The organism is Ruegeria sp. AF8 (genome assembly GCF_056541825.1).
In genome coordinates this window covers 1-23,747 of sequence record NZ_JBQFYW010000011.1, presented here as the reverse complement: position 1 = coordinate 23,747, position 23,747 = coordinate 1, and the positions used below count along the sequence as shown (strand labels likewise).

24 protein-coding genes and 1 tRNA gene are annotated in these 23,747 nt (G+C 62.6%); 16 read left to right on the top strand and 9 right to left on the bottom strand.

The features are described from left to right. Positions 1-68: 68 nt before the first annotated feature. From ACR0AO_RS16590 to ACR0AO_RS16580, 3 genes are read right to left on the bottom strand one after another with little or no spacing between them, the layout of a single operon-like run. Positions 69-959 carry a phytanoyl-CoA dioxygenase family protein gene (locus ACR0AO_RS16590; RefSeq protein ID WP_480605716.1) on the bottom strand — a complete coding sequence of 297 codons (891 nt, stop codon included), beginning with the start codon at positions 957-959 and terminating at the stop codon, positions 69-71. A 21-nt stretch (positions 960-980) separates the two neighbouring features. After that, the gene (locus tag ACR0AO_RS16585; protein WP_480605713.1) at positions 981-1,130 is read right to left on the bottom strand and encodes a hypothetical protein; all 150 of its coding nucleotides are present in this window, start codon (positions 1,128-1,130) and stop codon (positions 981-983) included. Further along, positions 1,127-2,125 (bottom strand): sterol desaturase family protein, encoded by a 999-nt coding sequence (locus tag ACR0AO_RS16580; protein WP_480605709.1) that lies wholly within the window; start codon positions 2,123-2,125, stop codon positions 1,127-1,129. The genes ACR0AO_RS16585 and ACR0AO_RS16580 overlap by 4 nt, the downstream gene beginning before the upstream one ends. Positions 2,126-2,246: 121 nt before the next feature. Between ACR0AO_RS16580 and ACR0AO_RS16575 the strand changes: the two genes are divergently transcribed. From ACR0AO_RS16575 to ACR0AO_RS16565, 3 genes are all read left to right on the top strand, one after another. Further along, on the top strand, positions 2,247-3,134 hold the full coding sequence (locus tag ACR0AO_RS16575) for a LysR family transcriptional regulator (protein ID WP_480605706.1): 888 nt from the start codon (positions 2,247-2,249) through the stop codon (positions 3,132-3,134). 82 nt (positions 3,135-3,216) lie between these two features. After that, the gene (locus ACR0AO_RS16570) at positions 3,217-5,508 is read left to right on the top strand and encodes a xanthine dehydrogenase family protein molybdopterin-binding subunit (protein WP_480605703.1); all 2,292 of its coding nucleotides are present in this window, start codon (positions 3,217-3,219) and stop codon (positions 5,506-5,508) included. Further along, positions 5,486-6,562 (top strand): DUF2235 domain-containing protein, encoded by a 1,077-nt coding sequence (locus ACR0AO_RS16565; RefSeq protein ID WP_480605701.1) that lies wholly within the window; start codon positions 5,486-5,488, stop codon positions 6,560-6,562. Before ACR0AO_RS16570 ends, ACR0AO_RS16565 begins: the two co-directional genes overlap by 23 nt. 7 nt (positions 6,563-6,569) lie before the next feature. Here the strand turns inward: ACR0AO_RS16565 and ACR0AO_RS16560 are convergent, their stop codons facing one another. Both ACR0AO_RS16560 and metF read right to left on the bottom strand, forming a co-directional pair. Beyond that, entirely contained in the window at positions 6,570-7,055 is a 486-nt protein-coding gene (locus ACR0AO_RS16560) for a PaaI family thioesterase (RefSeq protein ID WP_480605698.1), read from the bottom strand. A 61-nt stretch (positions 7,056-7,116) separates the two neighbouring features. Next, entirely contained in the window at positions 7,117-7,983 is an 867-nt protein-coding gene (gene metF / locus ACR0AO_RS16555) for a methylenetetrahydrofolate reductase [NAD(P)H] (RefSeq protein WP_480605695.1), read from the bottom strand. A gap of 97 nt (positions 7,984-8,080) precedes the next feature. Here metF and ACR0AO_RS16550 point away from each other — a divergent pair, with 97 nt between their 5' ends. Together ACR0AO_RS16550 and ACR0AO_RS16545 are read left to right on the top strand one after the other, a co-directional pair. Then, positions 8,081-8,986: a LysR family transcriptional regulator gene (locus ACR0AO_RS16550; RefSeq protein WP_480605692.1), complete on the top strand. Its 906-nt coding sequence runs from the start codon at positions 8,081-8,083 to the stop codon at positions 8,984-8,986. A 97-nt stretch (positions 8,987-9,083) separates the two neighbouring features. Next, complete coding sequence (locus ACR0AO_RS16545; RefSeq protein ID WP_480605689.1) at positions 9,084-9,869, top strand: inositol monophosphatase family protein; 786 nt, start codon at positions 9,084-9,086, stop codon at positions 9,867-9,869. A 76-nt stretch (positions 9,870-9,945) separates the two neighbouring features. Here the strand turns inward: ACR0AO_RS16545 and ACR0AO_RS16540 are convergent, their stop codons facing one another. From ACR0AO_RS16540 to putA, 3 genes are read right to left on the bottom strand one after another with little or no spacing between them, the layout of a single operon-like run. After that, positions 9,946-10,311 (bottom strand): GFA family protein, encoded by a 366-nt coding sequence (locus ACR0AO_RS16540; protein ID WP_480605685.1) that lies wholly within the window; start codon positions 10,309-10,311, stop codon positions 9,946-9,948. Then, on the bottom strand, positions 10,308-11,051 hold the full coding sequence (locus tag ACR0AO_RS16535; RefSeq protein ID WP_480605682.1) for a rhomboid family intramembrane serine protease: 744 nt from the start codon (positions 11,049-11,051) through the stop codon (positions 10,308-10,310). The genes ACR0AO_RS16540 and ACR0AO_RS16535 overlap by 4 nt, the downstream gene beginning before the upstream one ends. Before the next feature lie 41 nt (positions 11,052-11,092). After that, positions 11,093-14,497 (bottom strand): bifunctional proline dehydrogenase/L-glutamate gamma-semialdehyde dehydrogenase PutA, encoded by a 3,405-nt coding sequence (gene putA, locus ACR0AO_RS16530; protein ID WP_480605677.1) that lies wholly within the window; start codon positions 14,495-14,497, stop codon positions 11,093-11,095. Positions 14,498-14,600: 103 nt separating this feature from the next. Here putA and ACR0AO_RS16525 point away from each other — a divergent pair, with 103 nt between their 5' ends. The 7 genes from ACR0AO_RS16525 (at position 14,601) to ACR0AO_RS16495 (ending at position 20,516) form a co-directional block, all read left to right on the top strand. Then, positions 14,601-15,089, top strand: coding sequence for an Lrp/AsnC family transcriptional regulator (locus ACR0AO_RS16525; protein WP_480605672.1), 489 nt, complete (start codon positions 14,601-14,603; stop codon positions 15,087-15,089). Positions 15,090-15,119: 30 nt separating this feature from the next. Then, positions 15,120-15,686, top strand: coding sequence for a tetratricopeptide repeat protein (locus ACR0AO_RS16520; RefSeq protein WP_480605668.1), 567 nt, complete (start codon positions 15,120-15,122; stop codon positions 15,684-15,686). A gap of 88 nt (positions 15,687-15,774) precedes the next feature. After that, a tRNA-Leu gene (locus ACR0AO_RS16515) sits at positions 15,775-15,860 on the top strand. Positions 15,861-15,994: 134 nt separating this feature from the next. After that, on the top strand, positions 15,995-18,493 hold the full coding sequence (locus tag ACR0AO_RS16510; protein ID WP_480605665.1) for a hypothetical protein: 2,499 nt from the start codon (positions 15,995-15,997) through the stop codon (positions 18,491-18,493). Between the two features lie 88 nt (positions 18,494-18,581). After that, positions 18,582-19,601: a helix-turn-helix domain-containing protein gene (locus ACR0AO_RS16505; RefSeq protein ID WP_480605662.1), complete on the top strand. Its 1,020-nt coding sequence runs from the start codon at positions 18,582-18,584 to the stop codon at positions 19,599-19,601. Positions 19,602-19,859: 258 nt separating this feature from the next. Further along, entirely contained in the window at positions 19,860-20,252 is a 393-nt protein-coding gene (locus tag ACR0AO_RS16500; RefSeq protein ID WP_480605660.1) for a rhodanese-like domain-containing protein, read from the top strand. Positions 20,253-20,333: 81 nt separating this feature from the next. Next, entirely contained in the window at positions 20,334-20,516 is a 183-nt protein-coding gene (locus ACR0AO_RS16495; protein ID WP_480606015.1) for a hypothetical protein, read from the top strand. A 7-nt stretch (positions 20,517-20,523) separates the two neighbouring features. Here the strand turns inward: ACR0AO_RS16495 and ACR0AO_RS16490 are convergent, their stop codons facing one another. After that, entirely contained in the window at positions 20,524-21,324 is an 801-nt protein-coding gene (locus ACR0AO_RS16490) for an alpha/beta fold hydrolase (RefSeq protein WP_480605657.1), read from the bottom strand. Between the two features lie 50 nt (positions 21,325-21,374). Between ACR0AO_RS16490 and ACR0AO_RS16485 the strand changes: the two genes are divergently transcribed. The 4 genes from ACR0AO_RS16485 to ACR0AO_RS16470 all read left to right on the top strand — a co-directional run bounded on the left by ACR0AO_RS16485 (position 21,375) and on the right by ACR0AO_RS16470 (position 23,513). Then, positions 21,375-21,749 carry a hypothetical protein gene (locus ACR0AO_RS16485; protein WP_480605655.1) on the top strand — a complete coding sequence of 125 codons (375 nt, stop codon included), beginning with the start codon at positions 21,375-21,377 and terminating at the stop codon, positions 21,747-21,749. 57 nt (positions 21,750-21,806) lie between these two features. Then, on the top strand, positions 21,807-22,397 hold the full coding sequence (locus tag ACR0AO_RS16480; RefSeq protein ID WP_480605652.1) for a TetR/AcrR family transcriptional regulator: 591 nt from the start codon (positions 21,807-21,809) through the stop codon (positions 22,395-22,397). 90 nt (positions 22,398-22,487) lie between these two features. Beyond that, positions 22,488-23,204 carry a PspA/IM30 family protein gene (locus ACR0AO_RS16475; protein ID WP_480605649.1) on the top strand — a complete coding sequence of 239 codons (717 nt, stop codon included), beginning with the start codon at positions 22,488-22,490 and terminating at the stop codon, positions 23,202-23,204. A gap of 24 nt (positions 23,205-23,228) precedes the next feature. After that, entirely contained in the window at positions 23,229-23,513 is a 285-nt protein-coding gene (locus ACR0AO_RS16470) for a YiaA/YiaB family inner membrane protein (protein WP_480605646.1), read from the top strand. Positions 23,514-23,747: the final 234 nt, after the last annotated feature.

Below are 23,747 nucleotides of genomic sequence, written 5' to 3'. Positions count from 1 at the left end.
GGAAAAGGGACCGCGTTCGGCGGCGCTTGCAGAAAGGCGGGATTTTGTGGATCAGGACCCGCCGACGGTCAAATGGCCCGGTACATGGAATTCCGCGCGTCCACCCCTTGTGAAAACGCCTTGGCCTGGGCTTTGCGGATGGTTGCGTACAGGGCCAGGGCCGCCGGGTCGAACAGGTTTTGCGGCGCCGGGATATGCTGAAAGTTGCTGATCTCGTCGCGGCCACGCACCAGCATCGCGAAATCGCGATCCGCGACCTGTTGCCGGGCTTTCGGGTTCAGGTACCGAATGGCCAGGCCGATCCGTCGGTCGTCTGACATGTTCGGTCCCGATCCGTGGATCGTCAGCCCGTGATGCAGCGACATCTGACCGGGCTGCAACACGATGCGGGTTTTGTCTTCATCGGCCACCTCCACGGCGATCTCCTGCCCGCGCGACAGCAAGTTGTTGTCGGAAAAGGTGTCGTTGTGCGGCAGGATCGGGTTTTTGTGGCTTCCGGCGACGAATTCCATACAGCCGCTTTCCGGTGTCGAAGGGGAAAGTGCCAGCCAGGCCGTTACCTGATCCGGCGTTTCGCCCAGCCCCCAATAGGTCAGGTCCTGATGCATCCCGACGATGTGGTGGGTGCCGGGTTCCTTGATGAAGAGTTCTGCCGACCACAACAGGATATCCGGGCCGAGGATGCCTTCGACCAGATCCAGAATGCGGGGGTCGCCGGCCAACCGGGCGACCAGCGGAATCACCACATGGGCGTTCACCCGCTTGTAGGTATTGAGCGGGTGCGGAAGATCGGCGTCGAGGTAGTCTCGTTCGATTGTCTCCAATTCGGCCCGGGCTGCCGCGGCCTCGGCGGGGGACAGGATGTCGAGCGGAAACAGATAGCCCTGTTTCCAGTAGGTCTCCTGCTGGTCCGCGGTCAGGTACCGGCCGGGCCGGGGGTCGGAAAGTTCAGACGTCATCGTGGTGCCTCCGGCAGCGGGTTACAGCATATCCAGGGCTTCGCGCAGTTTTTCCATTTCGCCCTCATGCTTGGGGATGGATTGTGCCGGATGGGGGAAGTTTCCGGCGCGGATTTCGGGCAGAAACTCCTGCAGTGCTTCAACCCGCTCGTGATACATCCGCCTGTTCACGCGGCCCAGATCTTGCGGCGGCGTTCCTTGACCATGTCGTTGCCCTCGTCGGTGCCGTCATGGAAGGTGTCGAACCACTCATCCCACGGGGTCTCCCACGTGCCATAGTTGCAGTCGAAGAACCTGTGGTGCAACTGGTGGAAGAAATCGCCGATCAGGAACCTGCGCGTTTTCCCGATCCTGAGGTTTTCGAACCCGGCATGACTGGTCGGTGCGCCGATACCGTGATGGAACAGCAGAAAGATGGCGTGAACCGGGTGCGAGGGCAGCAGGAAAAAGATCATCGTGTCGAACATCAGAAAGAAGCTTTCGACAGGGTGCATGGCCAGGCCGGACCAGGGGCCGGTGTTGATGTTGCGGTGATGCCAGGCATGGACCCAGGTATAGAGCTTGCCCACATGCAGCAGGCGGTGCAGCCAGTAGAAGTGAAAGCCTGCCCAGACCGGGATGAACACCACCATGGCGACAAACCAGACCGGGTTGCCGTCAAAAGTGATCATCCGCACCCAGCCGTTGGCATAGGCATAGAGGATGAAACATTCCCAGAATGTCCAGAAGGTCAGCGCCGGCCCGAGGCTCCAGAACATATTGTCCCAGACCTGGTTTTTGAAGGTGAAGGCGCGCGCGCCCTTCATCATCGGGCGCATGTCATAGCGATAGTCGTCCTGTTGCACCCGGAATTTCCACAGGGCCAGATGCAGGCCTCCGGCGATGACCAGCAGGATGGCCAGGTTGCGAATCCAGATCTCGAACACCCAGTCCCAGCTGAAGGTGGCGATGCGGTCCAGAGAGGGGGTCAGGAAATTCCATGTGAAGACCGCGAACAGGAACATCAGCGCGCGCAGGGCGACCGGGTTCCAGCTGCGCAGCAGATAGCGAAGCGATGCCAGCGGCTTCATCGGCCAGTCCCAATAGGGCGAGGTCTGAATCGGCAGGTGCGGGGTATAGTTCCAGATCTTGCGCTTTGGGCGCGGGGGCAGGGCGGGACTGGTCATGGTCCGGATTCTCGTCATTGAGTTGATTTTCTGTTCGCTGACTGGGAAACTAAACCGGATGCGGAAAAGGTCAGAACGGTATGTCTTGCTTGTCAGGGTAAGTTTTGCTTAGCCTGATTTCATGACCACCCGTGTCCCCTCGCTCAACTGGCTGCGTGTATTCGAAGCCGCCGCGCGCACCGAAAGCTTTGCCCGCGCGGCGGCGCAACTGAACATGTCGGCGGCGGCGGTCAGTCAGCAGGTCAAGGCGCTGGAGACGCAACTGGGCACGCCGCTGTTCCTGCGCCATGCCCATTCGGTGACACTGACCGAGGCGGGGCGCGCCTATCTGCCCAGCGTGCAGCAATCGCTGCTGATGCTGGAAACCGCCACGTCCGGGCTGTTCGGCGACAGCCGCGAGACCCGGCTGTACGTGCAATCGGTGCTGCTGTTCGCGCAAGGCATTCTGGCCCCCGCACTGGAAGATTTCATGCGCGCCCATCCGGCGGTCAACCTGGTGTTAAGCACCGGCGGCGGCGCGGTCGATTTTACCAATCAATTCGCCGATCTGCGGATTGTCTTTGGCAACCCGGCACAATTCGGCAATGAGAGCGATTTTCTGCTGTCCGAACTGATCTATCCGGTTGCGCTTCCCGGGATTGCCGATGCGGTTGGCCGGCCCGAGGACCTGCTGCGGTATCCGCTGATCGACGTCTCGGCGCACCGGGCGGGTTGGCCGCAATTGTTCGAGGCGCTGCGCCTGTCGCCCCCGGCGGGGCAGTTCATCTTTGTCGACGACACCATCATGGCGGCGTCGCTGGCCGCCGAAGGCGTGGGGATCGCGCTGGCCCGTGCCCCGGCAAGCAACAAGATCGTGCAGAGATCGGGCCTGACCCGGTGTCTGCCCGAGATCGAGGTGCCGGGCCGGGAAGGGTACCATCTGGTCTATGAGGACCGCGCCCTGCTGCGCGCGCCGTCAAAAGCGTTTCGCGCATGGTTGCTGGATTTTCTGTCCCGCGCTGCCGCCTGAGGGGCGCAAACCCGCCTGCGCACTGGACACCGGGGGATTGCGGGCTAGGCTCGCGGTTTGAATTGTTCGTATGGGGTGCGTTATGGAAAAATTCGGCAAGAGCCAGCCGGTCAGGCGGGTCGAAGACATCCGCTTTCTGACCGGGGATGGCGCATATATGGAGGACGCGGTTCCCGAACACGCGCTGTTTGCGGCCTTTTTTCGAAGCCCGGTTGCCCATGCGGTCATCACATCGCTTGATCTGGATGCGGCGCGGGAGATGGAGGGGGTCCGTCTGGTGATGGCCCTGCCGGATTTGAAAGCGGCGGGTGTGAACACTGTCATGAGCGCCACCGTCGTGCCCAATCGGGACGGTGCCAAGGGTGCTGCGCCCGAGCGGCACATGCTGGCGTCCGGGCGGGTGCGTTTCGTGGGCGAGCCGGTGGCCGTCGTGATCGCCGAAACCCCCGAACAGGCGCGCGATGCGGTCGAGGCGATCTGGATGGAGACCGAGGATCTGCCTGCGAAAATGGATGTGGCGCCGGGGGGCGAGGTCATCCACGCGGAGGCGCCCGACAACCGGGCGTTCGACTGGGGCACGGGGGATGAGGCCGCCACCGAGGCCGCGTTCCGGGAGGCGGCGCACAGGGTTTCGCTGAGCGTTCACGACAACCGGGTGATCGTGAATTCGCTGGAGCCGCGCGGCTGTCATGCCGAATGGCGGGACGGGCGGCTGCACTTTGCCTTTGGCGGGCAGGGTGTCTGGGGGATGAAGACGCAACTGGCCGAAAAGCTGGGGCTTGAGAGCGAGGCGGTGCATGTCACCATCCCCGATGTCGGTGGCGGGTTCGGGATGAAGGCGATGCCTTATCCGGAGTATTTCGTGGTGGCGACGGCGGCCCGGCTGGCCGGGCGGCCGGTGTTCTGGATCTCGGACCGGACCGAGGCGATGCTGAGCGACAATCACGGGCGCGATCTGACCTCATTGGCGGAACTGGCCTTTGACGCGGATTACAGGATTACCGCGTACCGGGTGCATACGCGCTGCAATCTGGGTGCCTATAACAGCCATTTCGCGCAGGCGATCCAGACCAACCTGTTCAGCCGCGTGATGATGGGCGTCTACGATGTGCAGACGGCATGGCTGCGGGTCGAGGGTTATTATACCAACACCACGCAGGTGGACGCCTATCGCGGTGCGGGGCGGCCCGAGGCGATCTATGTGCTGGAACGCGTCATGGACCGGGCAGCGCGCGAACTGGGCGTCGATCCGTGGGAGCTGCGGCGCAGGAACTTCATCCGGCCTGAGGCCTTTCCCTACAGGACCGCCATGGGCGAGACCTATGATGTGGGCGACTTTGGCATGGTGCTGGGCCGGGCGCAGGAGCAGGTCGTGGGGTTCAGTGCGCGCCGGGCGGTGGACCGGGAGCGTGGCCTGCTGCGAGGGCAGGGGATTTGTTACTATATCGAAAGCATACTGGGGGACCCTTCGGAAGGCGCGAAGGTTGAATTCAACGGCGACGGAACGGTGAGCCTTTATGTCGGCACGCAATCGAACGGGCAGGGGCACGAGACGGTCTATGCGCAGTTCCTGTCGGATCAGACCGGCATTCCGGCGGATCGGATCACGGTGGTGCAGGGTGACAGCGACCTGATCGAGCAGGGCGGCGGTACCGGCGGGTCACGCTCGGTGACGACACAAAGCCATGCAACACTTGCCACGGTCGATCAGATGGTCGCCGCATTCATGCCCTATCTGGCCGATAAGATGGGGGTGAAGGAGGACGAGGTGAGCTTTGATCACGAAACCTTCCGTGCGCCGGGGTCGAATCTGACGCCGACGCTGTTGGAAGCCGCCGGGATGGCACGAGAGGATGGGCGCGACGACCTGCTGCAGCACGCGGCGCGGGCCAAACTGCCGGGGCGCAGCTATCCCAACGGGGCGCATGTTGCCGAGATCGTGATCGATTCCTACACCGGCGCCGTGACCGTCGACCGCTATGTGATCGTTGATGATTTCGGCAATCTGATCAATCCGATGCTGGCCGAGGGGCAGGTGCATGGCGGAGTGGCGCAGGGGATCGGGCAGGCCCTGAGCGAGCATGTGGTGCATGATGCGGATGGGCAACTGCTCACGGCAACGTTCATGGACTATGCCTTGCCACGAGCCATCGACGTCCCCATGATTCAGTTTACCTCGGCTCCGGTGCCGTCGACGGCCAACCCGATGGGGATGAAAGGCTGTGGCGAGGCCGGAACGGTGGGTGCGCTGGCCGCAGTGGCGAACGCGGTTCAGGATGCGCTCTGGGACTGCGGGGTGAAACAGGCCGACATGCCGTTCACTCCGCACAAGGTATGGGAACTGCTGACACATGGTTCTGTCGCGGCTGAGTAGGAAAATTCTGGGATGGCTTGGACGGCCGCTGCAGTCCGAGCATTCCAAGGAGTCGCGGCACCGCGAACCTCTGTCGCATGTGATCATTCTGGACGGCACCATGTCGACGCTGGAACCGGGGCAGGAAACCCATGCCGGTCAGACCTATCGGCTGTGCTGCGAGATGGGCGCGCGGGTGTCGGTGTTCTATGAGTCGGGGGTGCAGTGGAAAAGCTGGAAGACCACGCCCGACGTGCTGATGGGGCGGGGCATCAACCGGCAGATCCGGCGCGCCTATGGCTATCTCGCCTCGCGCTACAAGCCCGGTGACAAGATTTTCCTGATCGGATATTCGCGCGGCGCCTATGGGGTGCGCAGCCTTGCGGGCGTCATCGGGTCGATCGGGCTGCTCAGGGCGGAACACGCGACCGAGCGCAATATCAAGCTTGCTTACCGACACTATGAATGCAACGCCCTTGGCACCCATGCCGCCGAATTCCGGCACCGGTTCTGTCACGAAGACGTGGCCATCGAGATGATCGGGGTCTGGGACACGGTCAAGGCGCTGGGCATGCGCCTGCCGCTGCTGTGGCGCTGGGCTGAGGATCGGCATGCCTTTCACAACCATCAGCTGGGGACGGGCGTGCGCCACGGCTATCACGCGCTGGCGCTGGACGAAACTCGCGAGGTTTTCATGCCGGTGCTGTGGGATACGTCGGCGGATTTCGAAGGGCATGTCGAACAGGTCTGGTTCCGCGGTACGCATGGGGATATCGGCGGCCAGCTTGGAGGATACGAAGAGGCCCGCCCGTTGGCCAATATTCCGCTGATCTGGATGCTGGAGCGGGCGGAACAGCACGGGTTGCCGTTGCCCGAGAACTGGAGTGAGCGGTTTCCGGCCGATCCGGCTGCGCCCTCGGCCGGTACCTGGCGCGGCTGGGGCAAGATTTTCCTGCTGCGCAGCCATCGCACGGTCGGGGTGGACCGGTCGGAGCGGATGCATGAAAGCGTCCCATCCGAAGAGCTACCGAACTGGGTGCAGGTGCCCGAGGCCCGGTCGCACCCGGCGCAGTAGGGCCGGCTTAGCCGCGCGGCAGGCTCAGGACGATGCAGGTGGTGGTGCCGGTGGCGTAGAGCCGTCCGTCTTCGACGCCGCGGATTTCTCCATGTGCAACCCCGGTGGAGCGGCCGACATGGTCGGTCTCGCCGATGCAATCAACTTCGGTCCCAAGCGGGACGCCGCGCAGGATATTGATCTTGTATTCCAGCGTCGTATAAGCCGCACCACGCGGCACGCAGGACTGGACAGCGCAGGCCATGGCGCTGTCCAGCAACGTGCCATACCAGCCGCCATGCACCGAGCCGAGCGGGTTGCACATTTCCAGCGTGGGGGTGCCGCGAAAGATCACGCGGCCCTCTTCGACGGCATGAAGTTCGTATCCCAGCGTTCTGGCTATGGGCGGGGCGGGCAGTTTGCCGTCCAGAATGCCCTGCAGAAATTCCAGCCCTGACATGGAGGCCATGTCTGCCGGTCTCAGAAGCTCGCTGAAATCGCTGGCGTAATACATGGGCGCGTTCCTCCGGATGTGTGTGGAGGAACGCTAGCAGTCAGAGTTGCCGGGGCAAGATTTACGCCACGTTCTGCAGTTCAACCTTCGGTGCGACGCCAAGCGCGTGACAGACATCGCGGGTCAGTTCGGGGCGGTTGAGCGTATAGAAATGCAGCTTGTCGACGCCGCCCTCGATCAGATCGGTGCAAAGTTCGGTGCACAGCACAGTGGCCAGCAGATCTTCGCGGTCGTCGCGCATTGCCTTTTCGAAGGCATCCTCGACCCAGGCCGGTATATTGGTGCCGCAGCGGCGGGCGAAGTTGCGCGCGCCCTTCCAGTTCTCGATCGGCAGGATGCCCGGCGTGATCTGTTTGTCGATGCCCGCCTTGGCGCAGGCGTCACGGAAGCGGAAAAAGGTTTCGGCCTCGAAGAAGAACTGGGTCAGCGCCTCGTCCGCGCCCGCATCCAGCTTGGCCTTGAGCCAGTCCACGTTGGCGGCATAGCTGCCGGCCTCTGGGTGCTTGTCGGGATAGGCGCCGACGCGGATGGTGAATTTGCCGGTATCGGCCAGTGCCTCGATCAGCTCGACTGAATGAGCGAAACCGCCGGGATGGGGTTCGAACCGGCCTTCGCCCGCGGGCGGGTCGCCGCGCAGGGCGACGATGTCGGTCACGCCCACCTCGGCAAAGCTGTCGGCGATGGCCAGAGTTTCCTCTTTGGTCGCGCGCACGCAGGTCAGATGCGCGGCAACGTTCAGGCCGGAAGTCTTGTGCAGCGTCGCCACGGCCTCGCGGGTCAGTTCGCGGGTGGTGCCGCAGGCGCCGTAGGTCACCGAAACGAAACGCGGATCAAGCGGGGCGAGCGTGTGCACTGTATCCCAGAGCCGGAAGGAGGCTTCGAGGGTTTTGGGCGGAAAGAACTCAAAGGAAATTTCAGGCGCGGTCATGGGCTTTCTCATCGCTTAGGCATTGATCACTTGTCGCATGGCCTGCATTGTGAGACAAACTCATATTATTCAAGAACAATATGAGTCATCCTTGGTCATGCATATCGAATTCCGTCATCTTCGCACCATCAAGGCCATCCACGAATGCGGCGGGCTGGCCCGCGCGGCGGATCAGCTGAACATCACCCAGTCGGCATTGAGCCATCAGATCAAGGGGTTGGAGGATCAGGCCGGGGTCGAGCTGTTCCTGCGCCGGTCGAAGCCGATGAAGCTGTCGGCGGCCGGGCTGCGGCTGCTCAGGCTGGCCGAACAGATTCTGCCGCAGGTCGAGGCGATGCAGGCCGAGTTTTCTTCGCTGCGCGACGGACGCGCAGGGCGGATGCATATCGCCATCGAGTGCCACGCCTGTTTCGAGTGGCTGTTCCCGGTGCTGGAGGCGTTCCGCAAGTCCTGGCCGGATGTGGATGTCGATATCCGCCCCGGCCTGGCCTTCGACGCTCTGCCGGCGCTGCAGAAGGAAGAGGTCGATCTGGTGGTGTCCTCGGACCCCGAGGATCTGCCGGGTGTCGAGTTCGTGGAACTGTTCGACTATAACGCGGTGTTCGTGGCGGCCTCGTCGCATCCGCTGGCGCAGAAGGAATTCATCGAGGCCGAGGATTTCCGCGGCCAGACGCTGATCACCTATCCGGTGGAACGCACACGGTTGGATGTGTTCAGCCAGTTGCTGATCCCGGCACGGGTGGAACCGGCGGCGATCCGGCAGGTGGAACTGACGGCGGTGATCCTGCTGCTGGTGGCGTCGAACCGGGGGATTTCGGTGTTGCCGGACTGGGTGGTGCGCGAGGTCAAGTACAATTCGGACTATGTGACGCGGCCCCTGACCAATGAGGGGATCACCCGCAGGCTCTATGCGGCGGTGCGCAGCGAGGACCTTGAAAAACCCTATGTGCAGGAACTGGTCGGGCTGGCCCGCACCGAGGCGCGCAAGCTGCAGGCGCAATAGGGCGAAAACCGGGGGGCGGCTTTGCGCATCATGCCCCTTGGCAAGCCCGCGTTGCATCAGTATACGCGCGGCTTGACCGGACAGGAGCCTTTGGAAAATGGTTGGCAGTGCAAATCTCAACATCATGATCAAGGCCGCGCGCAAGGCGGGGCGTTCTCTGGTCAAGGATTTTCGTGAGGTCGAGAATCTGCAGGTGTCGATGAAGGGTGCCGGCGATTTCGTATCCAAGGCGGACATCGCTGCGGAAAACATCCTGAAAGAGGAATTGCTGGGCGCGCGTCCGACCTATGGCTGGCTGGCCGAAGAGGGCGGCGCGATTGACGGCGAGGACCCGACCCGGCGCTGGATCGTCGATCCGCTGGACGGCACCACCAACTTTCTGCACGGGCTGCCGCACTGGGCGATTTCCATCGCGCTGGAGCACAAGGGCAAGATCGTCGCCGGCGTGATCAATGACGCCGCCAAGGACGAGATGTTCTTTGCCGAAAAGGGCGAGGGCGCCTGGATGAACGACATGCGCATCCGCGTGTCGGGCCGGCACCGGATGATCGAATCGATCTTCGCCACCGGCCTGCCCTTTGGCGGCCGATCGGACCTGCCCGCGACGTTGCAGGATCTGGCCCGGCTGATGCCGGTCTGCGCCGGGGTTCGGCGCTGGGGTTCGGCGGCGCTGGACATGGCTTATGTGGCGGCGGGCCGCTACGAGGGGTTCTGGGAACGCCGCCTGAACGCTTGGGACCTGGCGGCGGGCGTCATCATCGTGAAAGAGGCCGGCGGATTGTGCGAGCCGCTCAATCCCGAAGGCTCGATCCTGTCGGATGGCGAGGTGGTCTGCGCCAACGAGCCGATCTTTGACGGGTTTGCCAAGGTAATCCGGAGCTGATCCGGCAAAAACCGATGCTGCGCATCGGTGCCTCCGGCAGGCGTATTTTAGCATAGACGAAGTGGCGGGGCGTGCCTTAGCGGTCCGACGGGTGGTTGACGCCGTCATTCCACGGGATTTCGCCGTGGGTGCGGGGGTTGGCGCCTTCGATGCATCCCAGATTGACACCGCATTCGGCGGGGTCCGAGCGGCGCTGGTGATAGGCGTAGATGCCGCAGGTCTTGCAGAAGTGGTGCATTGCCGTGTGGGTACCCCAGCTATAAAGCGTCAGGTTCTCCGCGCCTTTCAGGATGGTCAGGGACGCGGTCGTGGCGGTGACGGCAGCGGCGCCCCGGCGGATGCAGAGCGAACAGTCGCAGCGGGCGGCCGAGGCGAGGCCCTGCGGAAAATCGGCCTCGATTTCTACAGCACCGCAATGGCAGGTGGCTTTCAGGCGGGTCATCGGCGCGGCACTTTCGGAATGCGGGACTGCGAGAGCTTATACCTGTGCTCGGGATGCGGCGGGTGGCCTTGCGTGCGCCCCCAGAAGCGCCGCCCGCCGCGCCGCAGCCAAAGGGGGACGCTGAACAGCAGCCCGATCACGAAGCCGCCCGAATGCGCCCAGTAGGCGACGCCGCCCTGTTCGGGGTCGGAAGCGAGGCTGCCGATGAACTGCATCCCCAGCCAGACGCCCAGCATGATGAAGGCGGGGATGGAAATGATGCGGACATATACGATGAGAAGCAGCAGGATATCGACGCGCGCGCGGGGAAACATCAGCAGGTAGCCGCCCATGACGCCCGCGATGGCGCCCGAGGCACCGACAGTGGGCACCGGCGAGCCCGGAGCCGAGATCACATGCGCCAGCCCCGCCGCGATGCCGCAGGCCAGGTAGAAGATCAGAAACGGGACATGGCCCATCTCGTCTTCGAGGTTGTCGCCGAAGATCCACAGAAACAGCATGTTGCCTGCCAGATGCATCCATCCGGCATGCAGGAACATCGAGGTGACCAGTGTCTGCAGACCGTAGCCATCGGCGATCCGCGCCGGAATGACAGCATAGTCGAAGAAAAAGCGGGCGAGCAGCCGGTCGTCGCTCATGATCCCGACATAGCTCAGGAAAATCAGGATATTGGCTGCCATCAGGGCGTAGACGACATAAGGTGTACGCCCTGACGGGTTGTGGTCGCGTATCGGTATCATGGCGCGACGCTGGGCCTTTCGCGGCCCGGCGTCAAGGCAGGTTATGCCGCACCGCCCAACAGGGCCGCGTTGCCGCCCGCCGCCGTGGTATCGACGCAGACATGGCGTTCACCGATCACCCTGGCGCGGTCGGGTTTGCCGGGGATCAGCGGCAGGATCGGGCCGGTGCGCCGGGCCAGATGGCGTTCGATTTCGCGCCCGGTGTCCTCGTCCCCCCACCACAGCACGCCCGAGATGCCCGGCAGGTTCTCCAGCTTGTGCGGATCGAGCGCCCCTGTGGCGCAGATCGCGGTGCCGCCGTGGGCAAAAACAGCCTCTGCCTGCATGCGTACCGTGTCGGCATCGGGACCGAGACACAAAAGCGGCTCGCGCGGGAACTCGCTGAGGCGGTTCGATTCGCCGGTGGGGCCGGGCAGGGTGCGCGTCCTGATTGCGGCGGGTGTGCCGGTCGGTACGGGCAGGTCCGCCATGGTGGTGCTCCAGGCGGTGCCGGTGCTCTGGCGATCGGGGGCGCAGAAGCGGGCCAGATAGTTCGGGCCGCCCGCCTTGGGGCCGGTGCCCGACAGGCCCTCGCCGCCGAAGGGCTGGCTGCCGACGATGGCGCCGATCTGGTTGCGGTTGACATAGACGTTGCCCGCATGCACCGCCTCGGTCACGTGCTGGACCCGGTCGTCGATGCGGGTTTGCAGGCCGAAGGTCAGACCATAGCCGGTGGCGTTGATATCGGCGATGACCTTGTCGATCTCGTGCGACTTGAAGCGGGCCACGTGCAGGACGGGGCCAAATATTTCCTCCTCCAGCGCGCCGATGCCGGGAATTTCGATCATCGTTGGGGCGATGAAGGTGCCCTCGGGCGGGGTGTTCAGTTCTTTCAGCACCCGGCCTTCGGCGCGGGCCTTGGCAATGTGGGAGGCGATATCGGCGCGCGCGCCTTCGTCGATCACCGGGCCGCAATCGGTGGACAGATGCCACGGGTTGCCGACCCTGAGGGCGTCCATCGCGCCCTGCAGCATGGTCAGCACGCCCTCGGCGATGTCCTCCTGCAGGTAGAGGCAGCGCAGGGCCGAGCAGCGCTGGCCGGCCGACTGGAAGGCGCTTTCGATCACCGCCTGAACGGCCTGTTCGGGCAGGGCGGTGCTGTCGACGATCATCGCGTTCAGGCCGCCGGTTTCGGCAATCAGGGGCGTGCCGGGACGCAGGTTTTCGGCCATTGCCTTGCGGATGCGCAGCGCGGTGGCGGTGGAACCGGTGAAGGCCACGCCGTTCACGCGCGGGTCCGAGGTGATTGCCGCGCCGACGATACTGCCGCGGCCGGGGGTCAGTTGCAGGCTGGCGCGGGGCACGCCCGCCTCGTGCAGCAGTTGCACGGCGCGGTGGGCGATGAGCGGGGTCTGGTCGGCGGGTTTGGCCAGAACGGCGTTACCGGCGGCAAGCGCCGCCGCGACCTGACCGGTGAAGATGGCCAGCGGGAAGTTCCACGGGCTGATGCAGGTGAACACCCCGGCGGATTCGGCCTCGGGCGCGTTGGCGCCGTAGTAGCGCAGGAAATCCACCGCTTCGCGCAGTTCGGCCACGGCGTCAGGGATAGATTTGCCGGCCTCGCGGGCGAGGATGGCGAAGATTTCACCGAAGTTTTCTTCGTAGAGGTCCGCGGCCCGGTTCAGAACCGCGCCGCGTTCGGCAGGCGTGGCCTGCCACGGGCTGGCCGAGGCCAGCGCCAGTTCGACATCTTCGGGGCTGCACATGGCGACCGAGCCGATGGTGCCGCCGTCGTTGGGGTTGGTAACATCCCTGGCGGCGTCGGGCGCGGCATCTTTGGCCAGCAAAGGTCCGGCGGTCCAGCTGTGCGACAGCCATGGCGCGCGCGCGGCTTCGATCCGGGCCAGAGTCGGCATGTGGTGCAAGTCGAAGCCCCTGGAGTTCACCCGTTCGGGCGCGAAGAGTTCGGGACCGGTCGGCAGCTTCCGGGCGGGCCGTTGTGCGATTTCGAAAGGATCGGCGGCGACCTCTTCGGGGGGGACGTTTTCGTCTACGATCTGGTTCACGAATGAGCTGTTGGCGCCGTTTTCAAGCAGGCGGCGCACCAGATAGGCCAGCAGGTCCCGATGGGCGCCGACCGGAGCATAGATGCGGCAGCGGGCGTTCTGCTGGTCCTTGACCAGAGCGTGCAGGGTTTCGCCCATGCCGTGCAGGCGCTGGAACTCGAACGGCTGCCCGTCCTGCGCCATGTGCAGGATGGCGCTGACCGTATGGGCGTTGTGGGTGGCGAATTGCGGGTAGATGCGGTCGGTCATGCGCAGCAGTTTGCGGGCATTGGCGATATAGGAAATATCGGTGGCCGCCTTATGCGTGAAAACCGGGAAGCCATCGACGCCTTCGACCTGCGCGCGCTTGATCTCGGTATCCCAATAGGCGCCCTTGACCAGCCGCACCATCAGCTTGCGGTCGTGGCGTTCCGCCATCTCGTACAGCGTGTCCAGCACCAGCCCGGCGCGCGGGCCATAGGCCTGCACCACGATGCCGAACCCGTCCCAGCCTGCCAATGCCGGTTCGGCCATGACCTCTTCGATCACCTGCAGCGACAGCGACAGTCGGTCGGCCTCTTCGGCGTCCACGTTCAGGCCCATTCCGGCCGCCTTCGCCAGCAGCGCCAGTGCGCGCAGGCGGGGAACAAGCTCATTCATCACGCGCTGTTCCTGCGCCACCTCATAGCGCGGGTGCAGGGCCGAGAGCTTGACCGAGATGCCGGGATTTTCGCGAATGTCCTTGTGGATGCAGGCTTCGGCGATAGCGGTGATGGCGCGTGAATAGGCCAGATGATAGCGGGCGGCGTCGGCCTCGGTGCGGGCGGCCTCGCCCAGCATGTCGTAGGAATAGGTGTAGCCCTTGTCCTCCATGCCCTTGGCGCGGTCCATGGCCGAACGGATGGTTTCGCCCAGCACGAACTGGCGGCCCATTTCCTTCATCGCGCGGCCCACGGCGGTTCGGATCACCGGCTCGCCCAAACGCTTGATCGCGCCGCGCAGGGCGCCGACGGGCGAGGCCTTGCGTTCGTCGAGCACCTTGCCGGTCAGCATCAGCGCCCAGGTCGAGGCATTGACCAGTGAGGAAGAGGAATGGCCCAGATGCCTGCCCCAGTCCGACGGTGCGATCTTGTCCTCGATCAGCGCATCGATGGTGTCCGCGTCGGGCACCCGCAGCAGCGCCTCGGCCAGGCACATCAGCGCCACGCCTTCGTCGGTGGAAAGGCCGTATTCGGCCAGAAACACCTCCATCAGCCCCGGCGTGGTGCTGGAACGGATGTCGCGGACAAGCTGTGCGGCGGACCCGCAGATTGCGGCCCGTTCGGCGGAGCTAAGGGCTGCCTGTTTGGTCAGGGCGGCCAGAATGTCGGACTGGTCGGCGTAGGTCTGGCTGTCGATCAGCATGCGCAGGTCGTGTTTCATGGTCTCTCCGGGCTTTTTGAGCAGTATATTGCGGAAAATGCGGGACAATCGCCGGAAATTGTCATAACTTTGGGCAAATGTCCTGAATTTTCGACCCACAGCAATGCAAAACGACTTTCCCGATCTGGATCGCTTCGACCGTGCCATTCTCAAGGCGCTGGCCGAGGACGGGCGGTTGCCGGTCGCCGATCTGGCGCGGCGGATCGGCCTGTCGAAATCCCCCACACAGGCGCGGCTGAAGAAACTGGAAGCAGAGGGCATCATCACCGGCTATCGGGCGCTGATCGATCCGATCCGACTGGGGCTGGATCATGTGGCATTCGTCGAGGTGCGCCTGACCGACACCCGCGAAAAGGCCCTGGCCGCGTTCAACGCGGCGGTGCGCAGGATCGCGGAGGTCGAGCAGGCCCATATGATCGCAAGCAATTTCGACTATCTGCTCAAGGTGCGCACGCGTTCGATGTCGGAGTATCGCGCGGTGATGGCCGAGAAGATCTCGTCGCTGCCGCATGTGGCCAGCACGTCGACTTTCGTTGCGATGGAGGCGGTGAAAGAGGCGGGTTTGCTCGGCTCGCTCGAAAACGTGAGTTGACCCGTGTCTCGCTTGCGCCAGCATTGGGGGATGAAACATCTCATTCCCCTGCTTGTTGCGCCCGTCCTTGCCGCCAGCGCCGCGCTGGCCGATACCTGCCCCGCCGCGCCCGATCATTCCGAGGGGCTGGATCGGCTGATCTCCGAGATACAACAGGCGCAGGACGAGGCCGAGGCACGGAACATTTCCAACCGGATGTGGGATTACTGGGCGGATGCGCCGAACGAGCAGTCCCAGGCGATTCTGGACCGTGGCATGTCAAAGCGCCGGGCCTGGGATCTGCTGGGCGCGCGCGAGGATTTCGACCGGCTGATCGAATATTGTCCGGAATATGCTGAAGGGTACAACCAGCGCGCCTTTGTCAATTTCCTGCGGCAGGATTTCCCGGCAGCGCTTGTCGATCTGGACCGCGCCATTGAATTGTCACCCCGCCATATTGCGGCAATCAGCGGGCGGGCGCTGACGCTGATGGGGTTGCAACGGTTGGACGAGGCGCGCGACGCCATGGCCGAGGCACTGGCGCTGAACCCCTGGCTGCCCGAGCGCGGTCTGGCCGCCCCCGGCGGACCGCTGGCGCCGAAGGGGCAGGATATTTGAGGTGGCGAAAAAAAACTCGATGCCCGGCGCGATATCAAGTTGAGCATTTTTTCATGACTGAGTAGAGCTTGTGTCACCATCCGGCGTTGCGGGCGTGATGGAATGGTAGACATATCGGACTTAAAATCCGAAGGCCTTAGTGCCGTGTGGGTTCGAGTCCCACCGCCCGCACCACGTTACATCTTCGATCCCAATTAGGCGCGCGCGGCAATGCAGGCTGTGCGATGCGGTCTTTGCCTGCTAAACTTGCCGCACGGCTGAACTATTCGCGACCGGCTTGGGGGGAGGCGGAGGTGCAGAACGCGGGAATGCCAGCAAAGAGTGATACATCCGGGGCCGATCATGTCGGGTTGCCCTGGCCAGAGGGGTATCAGGATTTCCGCCACGTGCTGCAAGAGCAATGGGGGATCAGCGACGACATATACCTGCACCATAAGCTGAGCGGGAAATCCGGGGCCTATGTATACGCGGCTGACGTTGATTGTGCCGATTTCAGCGGGCAGGCGATTCTGAAATTCGATCGTGCACCCGATCCTGCGTGGAATGAACTGTCGGAGGCCGAACGCCATGACATAGCATTCCACGCGGCGCCCGAATTTGCGGGAGTGCACCTGCCGGAACTTCTGAAGGCGAGCACGGTTGATGACAGGATTGCGATCTTGTCGTCGATTGCCGGCCGGGGGCTGGAATACGCCAAACCCTGGGCGGAATGCTCGCATGACGAACAGGTCGAGGCGGTGAAACTGCTGTCGACCGGATTGCTGGAAGACTGGAACCGCGATTGCCAACTGACGGCTGGGCTGGTGTCGGTCGGCGATATCCTGAGAGGATGGCTCGACTATCGGCTCGACCCCGAGCAGGGGCGGATTTTCGAGTTCGTTCAGAATGAATGCGGGCTTTCCGGGGACGATCAAAGCCTGGTCTTCGATGGCCGCTGGTATCCGAACCCGCTGCATCTGGTGGCGGGCGCATCAAACGGGTTGGCCGATCAGAAGCTGCGCGCCGTCATCGGCAACATACATGGTGATCTGCATGGGTATAACGTGCTGGTCAGCAGATCGGGGCGCACGGGCCTGACCTATTATCTGATTGATCTGGCGCTTTATCAGGACAAGCAGTTCCTGTTTTACGATCACGCCTATTTCGAACTCAGTCACCTTCTGCTGGCGCGCGACAAGGCGGATACGGAAAACTGGAGCGCGCTGATGGGGCACCTCGGCGCATTTGACCATGCCGGGTCCGAAGTGAAGCTGAAGGGGGACGATCTGGGCCTTGTTCAGCTGATTGCGACGCTCCGCCGGAATGTCATGGAGTGGGTGGACCGCAATCAGTCAAGCAGGCTTTCCTATATGGAAATGCAATACATGCTGGCACGGGTCGCGGTGGGCCTGAACTTTGTCAACAAACCGATTTCGGACAAGGCTCGCAGGATGGCGTTTTTGTATGCGGCGGCCAACCTCAAGGATATTCTGATTTTTTCCGGGGTGGATTGGGCAAAACACGGGCCTTTGTTCGTGATTTCCGAGGCGGAGGGCGTTGAAGCGGCCGAAAGGGTGTCGGGCAGAAGCAGCGGCAACGTGCGGCTCACCGCTTCGGACCCCACCCGTGTTTCGCCTGAGGACAGGCCGACAGTCGCCGTGCTGGCCTTTGAGAATCTGAGCGGTGACTCCGACCAGGAATACTTCTCGGACGGGTTCAGTCAGGAATTGCTGACCTGCCTGTCCTATGTTGATTGGCTGATGGTGATTTCGCGGGGATCGTCCTTTGCCTACAAAGGGCAACCCGTCGATGTGAAACGGATCGGGCGTGAACTGGGTGTTGATTACCTTGTCGAAGGCAGCGTTCGGCGGGCAGAGTCGCGGGTGCGGATTTCCGTTCAGTTGATCGACGCCAGTACAAGTCATCACCTGTGGGCAGAGCGATTCGACAGAGATATTCAGGACATCTTCGATTTGCAGGAGGAAATTGCTCAGGCGATCGCGATGAATGTCGATTCACGGCTGAAGATCGTTGAACGCGAGCGGGCCGGTACCGCAGACGGTTTTTTGGGGGCGTGGCACGGTTTTCAGCGGGCCATGTGGCATTTCTTCAAATTCTCGGACGATCACAGCCAGACGGCGCGGAACCTTTTGGAAACGCTGATCGAAACCACGCCGCAATTTGCCGAAGCGCACGCCCTGTTGTCTTTTCTGGACGTGCGGCGAATCATGTTTTGCGAGACCGACGCGCCGGAAGAGGTGCTGGAGCGGGCCCGTCGCCAGGCCAGCCTTGCGGTGTCGCTGGACGACAGGAACAGCATGGGCAAGGCCGCGCTGAGCCGGGTGCTGACCTTGCAGGGCAATTGCCAGAGGGCCACCGTTCAGGCGGAGCTTGCGGTTGCGCTGAACCCCAGTTCGACTGCCGCGTATATTTGTCTGGCGAATTCGCATTTCTGGAGCGGCCACGCCGAGACCGCCTTGCCGATCATCGATACGTCCATCCGGCTCAGTCCGAAGGGGCCTTTCCTTGATGTGAAGAAGTGTTTCAAAGCGGCCTGTCTATATGTCTCGGGGCGCACGGCAGAGGCGGAGGATCTGGCGAGGCCGGTCGCTCATGGTCAGCTTGTCGGTCCGATGGGCTTGGTGGTTTTGAGTTCAGTGCTGATGCGAAATGGCAAGTCGGAAGAGGCAAGGAGCACCGTTCAGGAGTTGTTGGTGGAACGGCCGGACTTCACTTTGCGCCGTTTTCATCGGTGCTGGAGCGGGCTTGCGCCGGACTACATGGCGATGATGACGGAGGACCTGCGCGAGGCAGGGTTGCCCGAGTAAATTGGCGCCCGGAGCGATTGCATCTTTGTCGAAACCGACGGGTGGCAATATGCTGGGGACACTGGTTTTTTTGTATTGGGTCTGAGCTATGGAAGTGCATGTCGCCCGCATCCGGCATTTGATTGATTGCCTGCAAAAATCCGGAGCCTCGCCGGAGGATATTGCCGGTATCATGGCGCAAAGCGGGCTGACGGCGGCCGATATCGACCCTCCGGCCGAGTTTTGCGATGTCCGGAACGAGGCCGGGTTCGTCAGGGCGGCGTGCGACATGCAGAAGGAAATCACTTTCGGGGCCAGGGCCGGGCTGACCTTCATGCATTCTTCCACTCTGAATGCGTATATCAGCAAATACTCCCGCAACTTGCGGGAAGCCATCGAATATTCGTCCCGTTTTCACGACATCATTGATCCGGCGATTGCTTTCAGTTTGCGGATTTCGGGCAATGTCGCCTCGTTCGAGGCGGACTGGAAGAATGCGGGTTATGCCAGGTATCACCGGCGGACCGAATTTTTGATGTTTGCGGCGGTTGCGCGGATACGGGCCGTGACCCAGACCGGATTTTTCCCGATCGAGGTGCGGTTTCAGCATCAGGTGGGGCAGGCCGCGCCGGCCTTTCGGAAGGTCGCAGGGTTTCCCGTGATCTTTGGCGCGGAAAGGATGGAGATCCTGCTGTCGCATTCCAGCCTCGACCTGCCTATTCCGACCTATGATTTCACGCTGCGCGATCATCTGGTCGAGTATGGCAATCGGCTGTTGGCCGAGCGGTGTGCGCCGAAACAGCCGCTCAGGGCCAGGGTCGAGGGATTGATCACCGCCTCGCTGCCGGGGCGGGTTATCCCGGCCGAAGAGGCTGCGGCCAGCCTCGGGATGAGCCCGCGCACCTTTACCCGCCGGCTGCGGGAGGAGGGCGCGAGCTATCGCGCAATCGTCGAAGACCTGAGATGCGATTTGGCGCAAACCTTCATCAAGACCGGAATGCATTTGTCCGAGGTTTCCTTTGCGCTGGGCTATTCGGATCAGGCCGCGTTTTCCACCGCATTCCGACGGTGGACGGGGGAATCGCCAAGCGCGTTCCGCGAGCGGGCGTCTTTCTCGGATGACGCATGAGCCGGACGGACGGAAACGGTGGCCGGGGGTCATCGGCGTTTCCACCTCGCCCCGGCCTGTCCGTGAGTGGACACAAAGCAGATGGAAAGGTCTCGGCGGGGTTTCTTTTGATTTTCGGCCAAATACATGATCGGTTCCGCCAAATTCGAAATCCGCCAACCGGCATTGACGAAAAAATGAGTTTTCGAATTGCAACTTGGGTCTACATCTTCGAAAACTCGCATATTAACCTCCGCCAACCACTCAGGGAGCAAACGGATGGCATTGACGGTCAAGGAAATGTTGCAGGCTGCGAATGCGGTTATCGAGCGGATCGACGCCGCGCAGGCAAAACAGATGATGGATCAGGGCGCATTGCTGCTGGATATCCGTGACGCACCGGAACTGGAACGGACCGGGCGCGCGGTCGGGTCGCATCATATTCCGCGCGGCATGCTCGAATTCCGTGCTGATCCTGAAACACAGTTTCATGACCCCGAATTGCAAAAGGACCGGGTGATTGTGCTGCATTGCGCCTCGGGGGGGAGAGCCGCGCTGGCCGGCAAGCTGCTCCGGGAGATGGGATATTCCCAGGTCTATAATCTTGGCGGCCTGAGCGATTGGCAGCAGGGTGGCGGCGATGTGATCGAGCCGGTCGACCTGGGAATGTGAGCGGCCTGATTCAGGTCAAAGCGAGCCACATTCAAAAAGTTGCATCATATGGCTGGACGGACAGGAAAGGACGACCCGGTCATGATGCGGCTTGCAACTATTCTGTATTCATTGATTTCCACGGCTCTGGCGGGATCGGCGGTGATCGCCGTCCTGACTGCGGGATTGGTGTCGCTGACGGCCATCCTGTCGGCGGCGGCGCTGGGATTTGTCGCGGCCGCGCCGGTGTCGTGGCTGGTGGCGCGGCGGCTTTACCAGGGCTGAGCCGGGATCACGCGTTCAGAAAGGTGCGGGCGGCGGCCTCGAATTCGCGGGGTTTTTCCGCATGCAGCCAATGTCCCGCACCGGGGATTTTGGCAAAGCGCGCGCGCGGGAACAGCGCGCGGATCAGATCGCGATGCTCAGGCTTGACATAGTCCGAGGCGGCGCCCGACAGAAACAGGGTGGGGCCATCCCAGGTCGCGTCGATGTCGGGAAAGCCCATGATTTCGGGCATCGCGTTGGCCAGCCCGTCGAGGTTCAGTCGCCACCGCCTTTCGTTCAGGTCCAGCGATTGGGTGAAAAAGCTTTGCAACGCCTTTTCGACCCCAAGGGCGGCAAGCTGTACCTCGACATCCGAACGCCGTTCGACCGTGGACATGTCGACCGCCCGCATCGCCTCGATAAAGGGCATCTGACTGTGGCCATAGGTCACCGGGGCAATGTCGGCGACGACCAGCTTGCGCACCAGTACGCTGTGCTGCAGCGTCAGCGTCATGGCCGCCTTGCCGCCCATCGAATGGCCGATCACATCCGCCGGTCCGCCGACGCGTTCGATGACTTCGGCCAGATCACTGGCCATGGACGGATAGTCATGCACATCTGTCCATTGGCTGTGGGCATGGTTTCGCATGTCCACCGCAATGACCTGCCGCTCATCGGACAGGCGTTTGGCGATGACTCCCCAGTTCCGGGCCGAGCCGTAAAGGCCATGCGCAATCAGCAGCGGGGGCAGGGCAGTGGGCGTGCCGTGAATGATCGTGTTCAACATGCCACGGTGATAGCCGTGCCGGTGCGAAACGACCAGCCCCATTGAGACCGGTGGACCCCGCGGATAAGTTGAACCGTTAGAAGGATGCGAGCGTGAGTCACGGCAGGCAGATACAGGACCAGATCGCCGAAACCATCGGTTTGCTGCAGGCCAAGCTGGGCGTGCGGGGTAAAACGCTGTCCGCATCGCTCCGGCGCGCCAGACACCGCCTGCCGCGCCGGATCTATGGTCAGGCGATGGTGCTGGCGCGAGCCGAGCCGATGGCGGGCCATCCCAAGCTGCGTCTGACGCTGGACACGCCGGCACTGGCGTCGGCGGCGCAGGAAGTGCAGGCGCATTTGCAGGCCATCGACCTGGCCGATCGCAGATGGGGCCGGTTTCTGGGCATTCTGGGCGCGCTTGCGTTCAACCTGCTATTGCTGGCCGCGCTGATTGCCGCGTTTCTGTGGTGGCGGGGCGCGATCTGATCTTTTCGTTCCGGATTGGGTGGCATACTGTGAACGCGGTTCAAAATTCGGGGCGCCATGGCGACGAAATCCCAGGCCCGCAGGGCTGAATTGCGCGAAAAGCTTGTCGAGGCGGCAGAGGTTCGGATTGCCCGCGACGGGGTGGCCGAGTTGCGCGCGCGAGATCTCGCCAGGGATGCGGGCTGTGCGCTGGGCGCGATTTACAACGCTTTTGACGATCTCAATGCGATCATCATGGCGGTGAACGGGCGGACATTTCAGCGTCTCGGGCAAGCCGTTGCCAGGTCGTTTGATGGCGGCGAGGAACCGGTCCGGCGCCTGATCGACATGAGCACCGCCTATCTGAGATTTGCCGAGGCCAACACCAATCTCTGGCGCGCGCTGTTCGACCTGAGGATGGTTGATGATGGCGCTGTGCCCGAGTGGTATCGGCAGGCGTTGTACGACCTGTTTGCGTTCATTGCCGAGCCGGTATCACAGCTGTTTCCCGATGACACGGAAGAGGAATTGCAACTGATGACCCGCGCCCTGTTCTCATCTGTGCATGGGATCGTGGCGCTGGGTCTGGAAAACAGGATATCCGGTGTCCCGCCTGAACAGATTGAGCGCATGATTGCCCGCATTCTTTTCCGTATTGGAAACAGATAGTTTCCTGAACGGTGTTCATAAAAAGTTTGAACGTCGTTCAAGGAGTTGCTATCTCCGATTTGTGAACGCCGTTCATAATTGGAGGAGCCCATGTTCAGCACGTTGAAGACCTTGTTCATTGGTGCAAACGCCCGTGCCGAGGATCGTTTGCGCGACACTTATTCCATCGAACTGATCGACCAGAAAATCCGCGAGGCGGAGCAGAACCTGAAAGCGGCGAAACTGACGCTGGCCAGCATGATCCAGCGACGGCGCAGCGAGCAGCGCCAGGCTGACAGCTTGCAGGCCCGCATTCGCGACCTGACTGATCGCGCCGCTCTGGCGCTGGCGGATGGGCGCGAAGACATGGCGCAAACGGCGGCGCAGGCCATCGCCGATCTGGAAAATGAGACGACTCTGCGGCAACAGACGCTGGCACGTCTGGACACGCGTATCCTGCAACTGCGGCAAACGGTTGAAACCGCAAACCGTCGCATCATCGACCTCAAACAAGGCGCGGTATCGGCACGGGCGATCCGGCGCGAGCAGGGCCTGCAAAAGCGGCTGAACCGGCATCTGGGCGGGGACAGCCCGATCGAAGAGGCCGAGGCGCTGATCAACCGGGTGATGCAGCAGGACGACCCGTTCGAGCAGGCCGAGATATTGCGCGACATAGACGGGGATCTCGACCATTCGGCGCTGGCCGCGCGGATGGAGGAGGCGGGCTATGGTCCGGGGACTCGCTCAACCGCGGCGAGTGTGTTGCGACGTCTGGAGCAGCATTCGAAGGCGGGCGCTGGACCAGATGCCCAGGGCAATAAGAGTTAACCAAAAAAGAATTGGAGACTAAAGATGAATAACCGCAGTGAAAACTCTCTCATCATGATGCTGAACGGGGCCGGTGTGGCGCTGGCCTATGGCTTGCTGGCGATCTCCCTGTACCTGTCCACGGATGTTCCGCTTGCAACCAAGGGATATTGGGGCATGGGCATTCTGTTGCTGACGCTCAGCCTGATCAATGTGGTCAAATACCGGTTCGACACCCGCTCTGCCGAGGACCGGCTGAACCGGATCGAGGAAGCCCGCAACGAAAAGCTGCTGGAAGAGGCGCTGAATGATCCCAAGGACGATATCTGAGCGACCGCGCCGCGCCATTCGGCGCGGCGCCCGGCCCAACGCTTTCAGCGTATCCCGGATACGCACGAAAGGGGCGGGAGAGCTTCGGTCAAAAAAAACGGCGCCGCTCGGGCGCCGTTTCCTGTCCTGAACGATCCGGTCGGTCAGAGGTTAGGATATAGGGGGAATCGGGCGCAGAGTTCTGCGACTTCGGCGCGGACCTTGGCTTCGACCTCGCCGTTGCCGTCGGGGCCG

Coding starts and splice junctions, on each gene's coding strand:
- ACR0AO_RS16535 (WP_480605682.1), bottom strand. CDS start 11,051: ATGATACCGATACGCGACCACAACCCGTCAGGGCGTACACCTTATGTC.
- ACR0AO_RS16540 (WP_480605685.1), bottom strand. CDS start 10,311: ATGACCCGCCTGAAAGCCACCTGCCATTGCGGTGCTGTAGAAATCGAG.
- ACR0AO_RS16580 (WP_480605709.1), bottom strand. CDS start 2,125: ATGACCAGTCCCGCCCTGCCCCCGCGCCCAAAGCGCAAGATCTGGAAC.
- ACR0AO_RS16510 (WP_480605665.1), top strand. CDS start 15,995: ATGCCAGCAAAGAGTGATACATCCGGGGCCGATCATGTCGGGTTGCCC.
- ACR0AO_RS16470 (WP_480605646.1), top strand. CDS start 23,229: ATGAATAACCGCAGTGAAAACTCTCTCATCATGATGCTGAACGGGGCC.
- ACR0AO_RS16570 (WP_480605703.1), top strand. CDS start 3,217: ATGGAAAAATTCGGCAAGAGCCAGCCGGTCAGGCGGGTCGAAGACATC.
- ACR0AO_RS16520 (WP_480605668.1), top strand. CDS start 15,120: ATGAAACATCTCATTCCCCTGCTTGTTGCGCCCGTCCTTGCCGCCAGC.
- ACR0AO_RS16495 (WP_480606015.1), top strand. CDS start 20,334: ATGATGCGGCTTGCAACTATTCTGTATTCATTGATTTCCACGGCTCTG.
- metF (WP_480605695.1), bottom strand. CDS start 7,983: ATGACCGCGCCTGAAATTTCCTTTGAGTTCTTTCCGCCCAAAACCCTC.
- ACR0AO_RS16505 (WP_480605662.1), top strand. CDS start 18,582: ATGGAAGTGCATGTCGCCCGCATCCGGCATTTGATTGATTGCCTGCAA.
- ACR0AO_RS16560 (WP_480605698.1), bottom strand. CDS start 7,055: ATGTATTACGCCAGCGATTTCAGCGAGCTTCTGAGACCGGCAGACATG.
- ACR0AO_RS16500 (WP_480605660.1), top strand. CDS start 19,860: ATGGCATTGACGGTCAAGGAAATGTTGCAGGCTGCGAATGCGGTTATC.
- ACR0AO_RS16490 (WP_480605657.1), bottom strand. CDS start 21,324: ATGGGGCTGGTCGTTTCGCACCGGCACGGCTATCACCGTGGCATGTTG.
- ACR0AO_RS16545 (WP_480605689.1), top strand. CDS start 9,084: ATGGTTGGCAGTGCAAATCTCAACATCATGATCAAGGCCGCGCGCAAG.
- ACR0AO_RS16480 (WP_480605652.1), top strand. CDS start 21,807: ATGGCGACGAAATCCCAGGCCCGCAGGGCTGAATTGCGCGAAAAGCTT.
- ACR0AO_RS16550 (WP_480605692.1), top strand. CDS start 8,081: ATGCATATCGAATTCCGTCATCTTCGCACCATCAAGGCCATCCACGAA.
- ACR0AO_RS16525 (WP_480605672.1), top strand. CDS start 14,601: ATGCAAAACGACTTTCCCGATCTGGATCGCTTCGACCGTGCCATTCTC.
- ACR0AO_RS16475 (WP_480605649.1), top strand. CDS start 22,488: ATGTTCAGCACGTTGAAGACCTTGTTCATTGGTGCAAACGCCCGTGCC.
- putA (WP_480605677.1), bottom strand. CDS start 14,497: ATGAAACACGACCTGCGCATGCTGATCGACAGCCAGACCTACGCCGAC.
- ACR0AO_RS16565 (WP_480605701.1), top strand. CDS start 5,486: ATGGTTCTGTCGCGGCTGAGTAGGAAAATTCTGGGATGGCTTGGACGG.
- ACR0AO_RS16590 (WP_480605716.1), bottom strand. CDS start 959: ATGACGTCTGAACTTTCCGACCCCCGGCCCGGCCGGTACCTGACCGCG.
- ACR0AO_RS16575 (WP_480605706.1), top strand. CDS start 2,247: ATGACCACCCGTGTCCCCTCGCTCAACTGGCTGCGTGTATTCGAAGCC.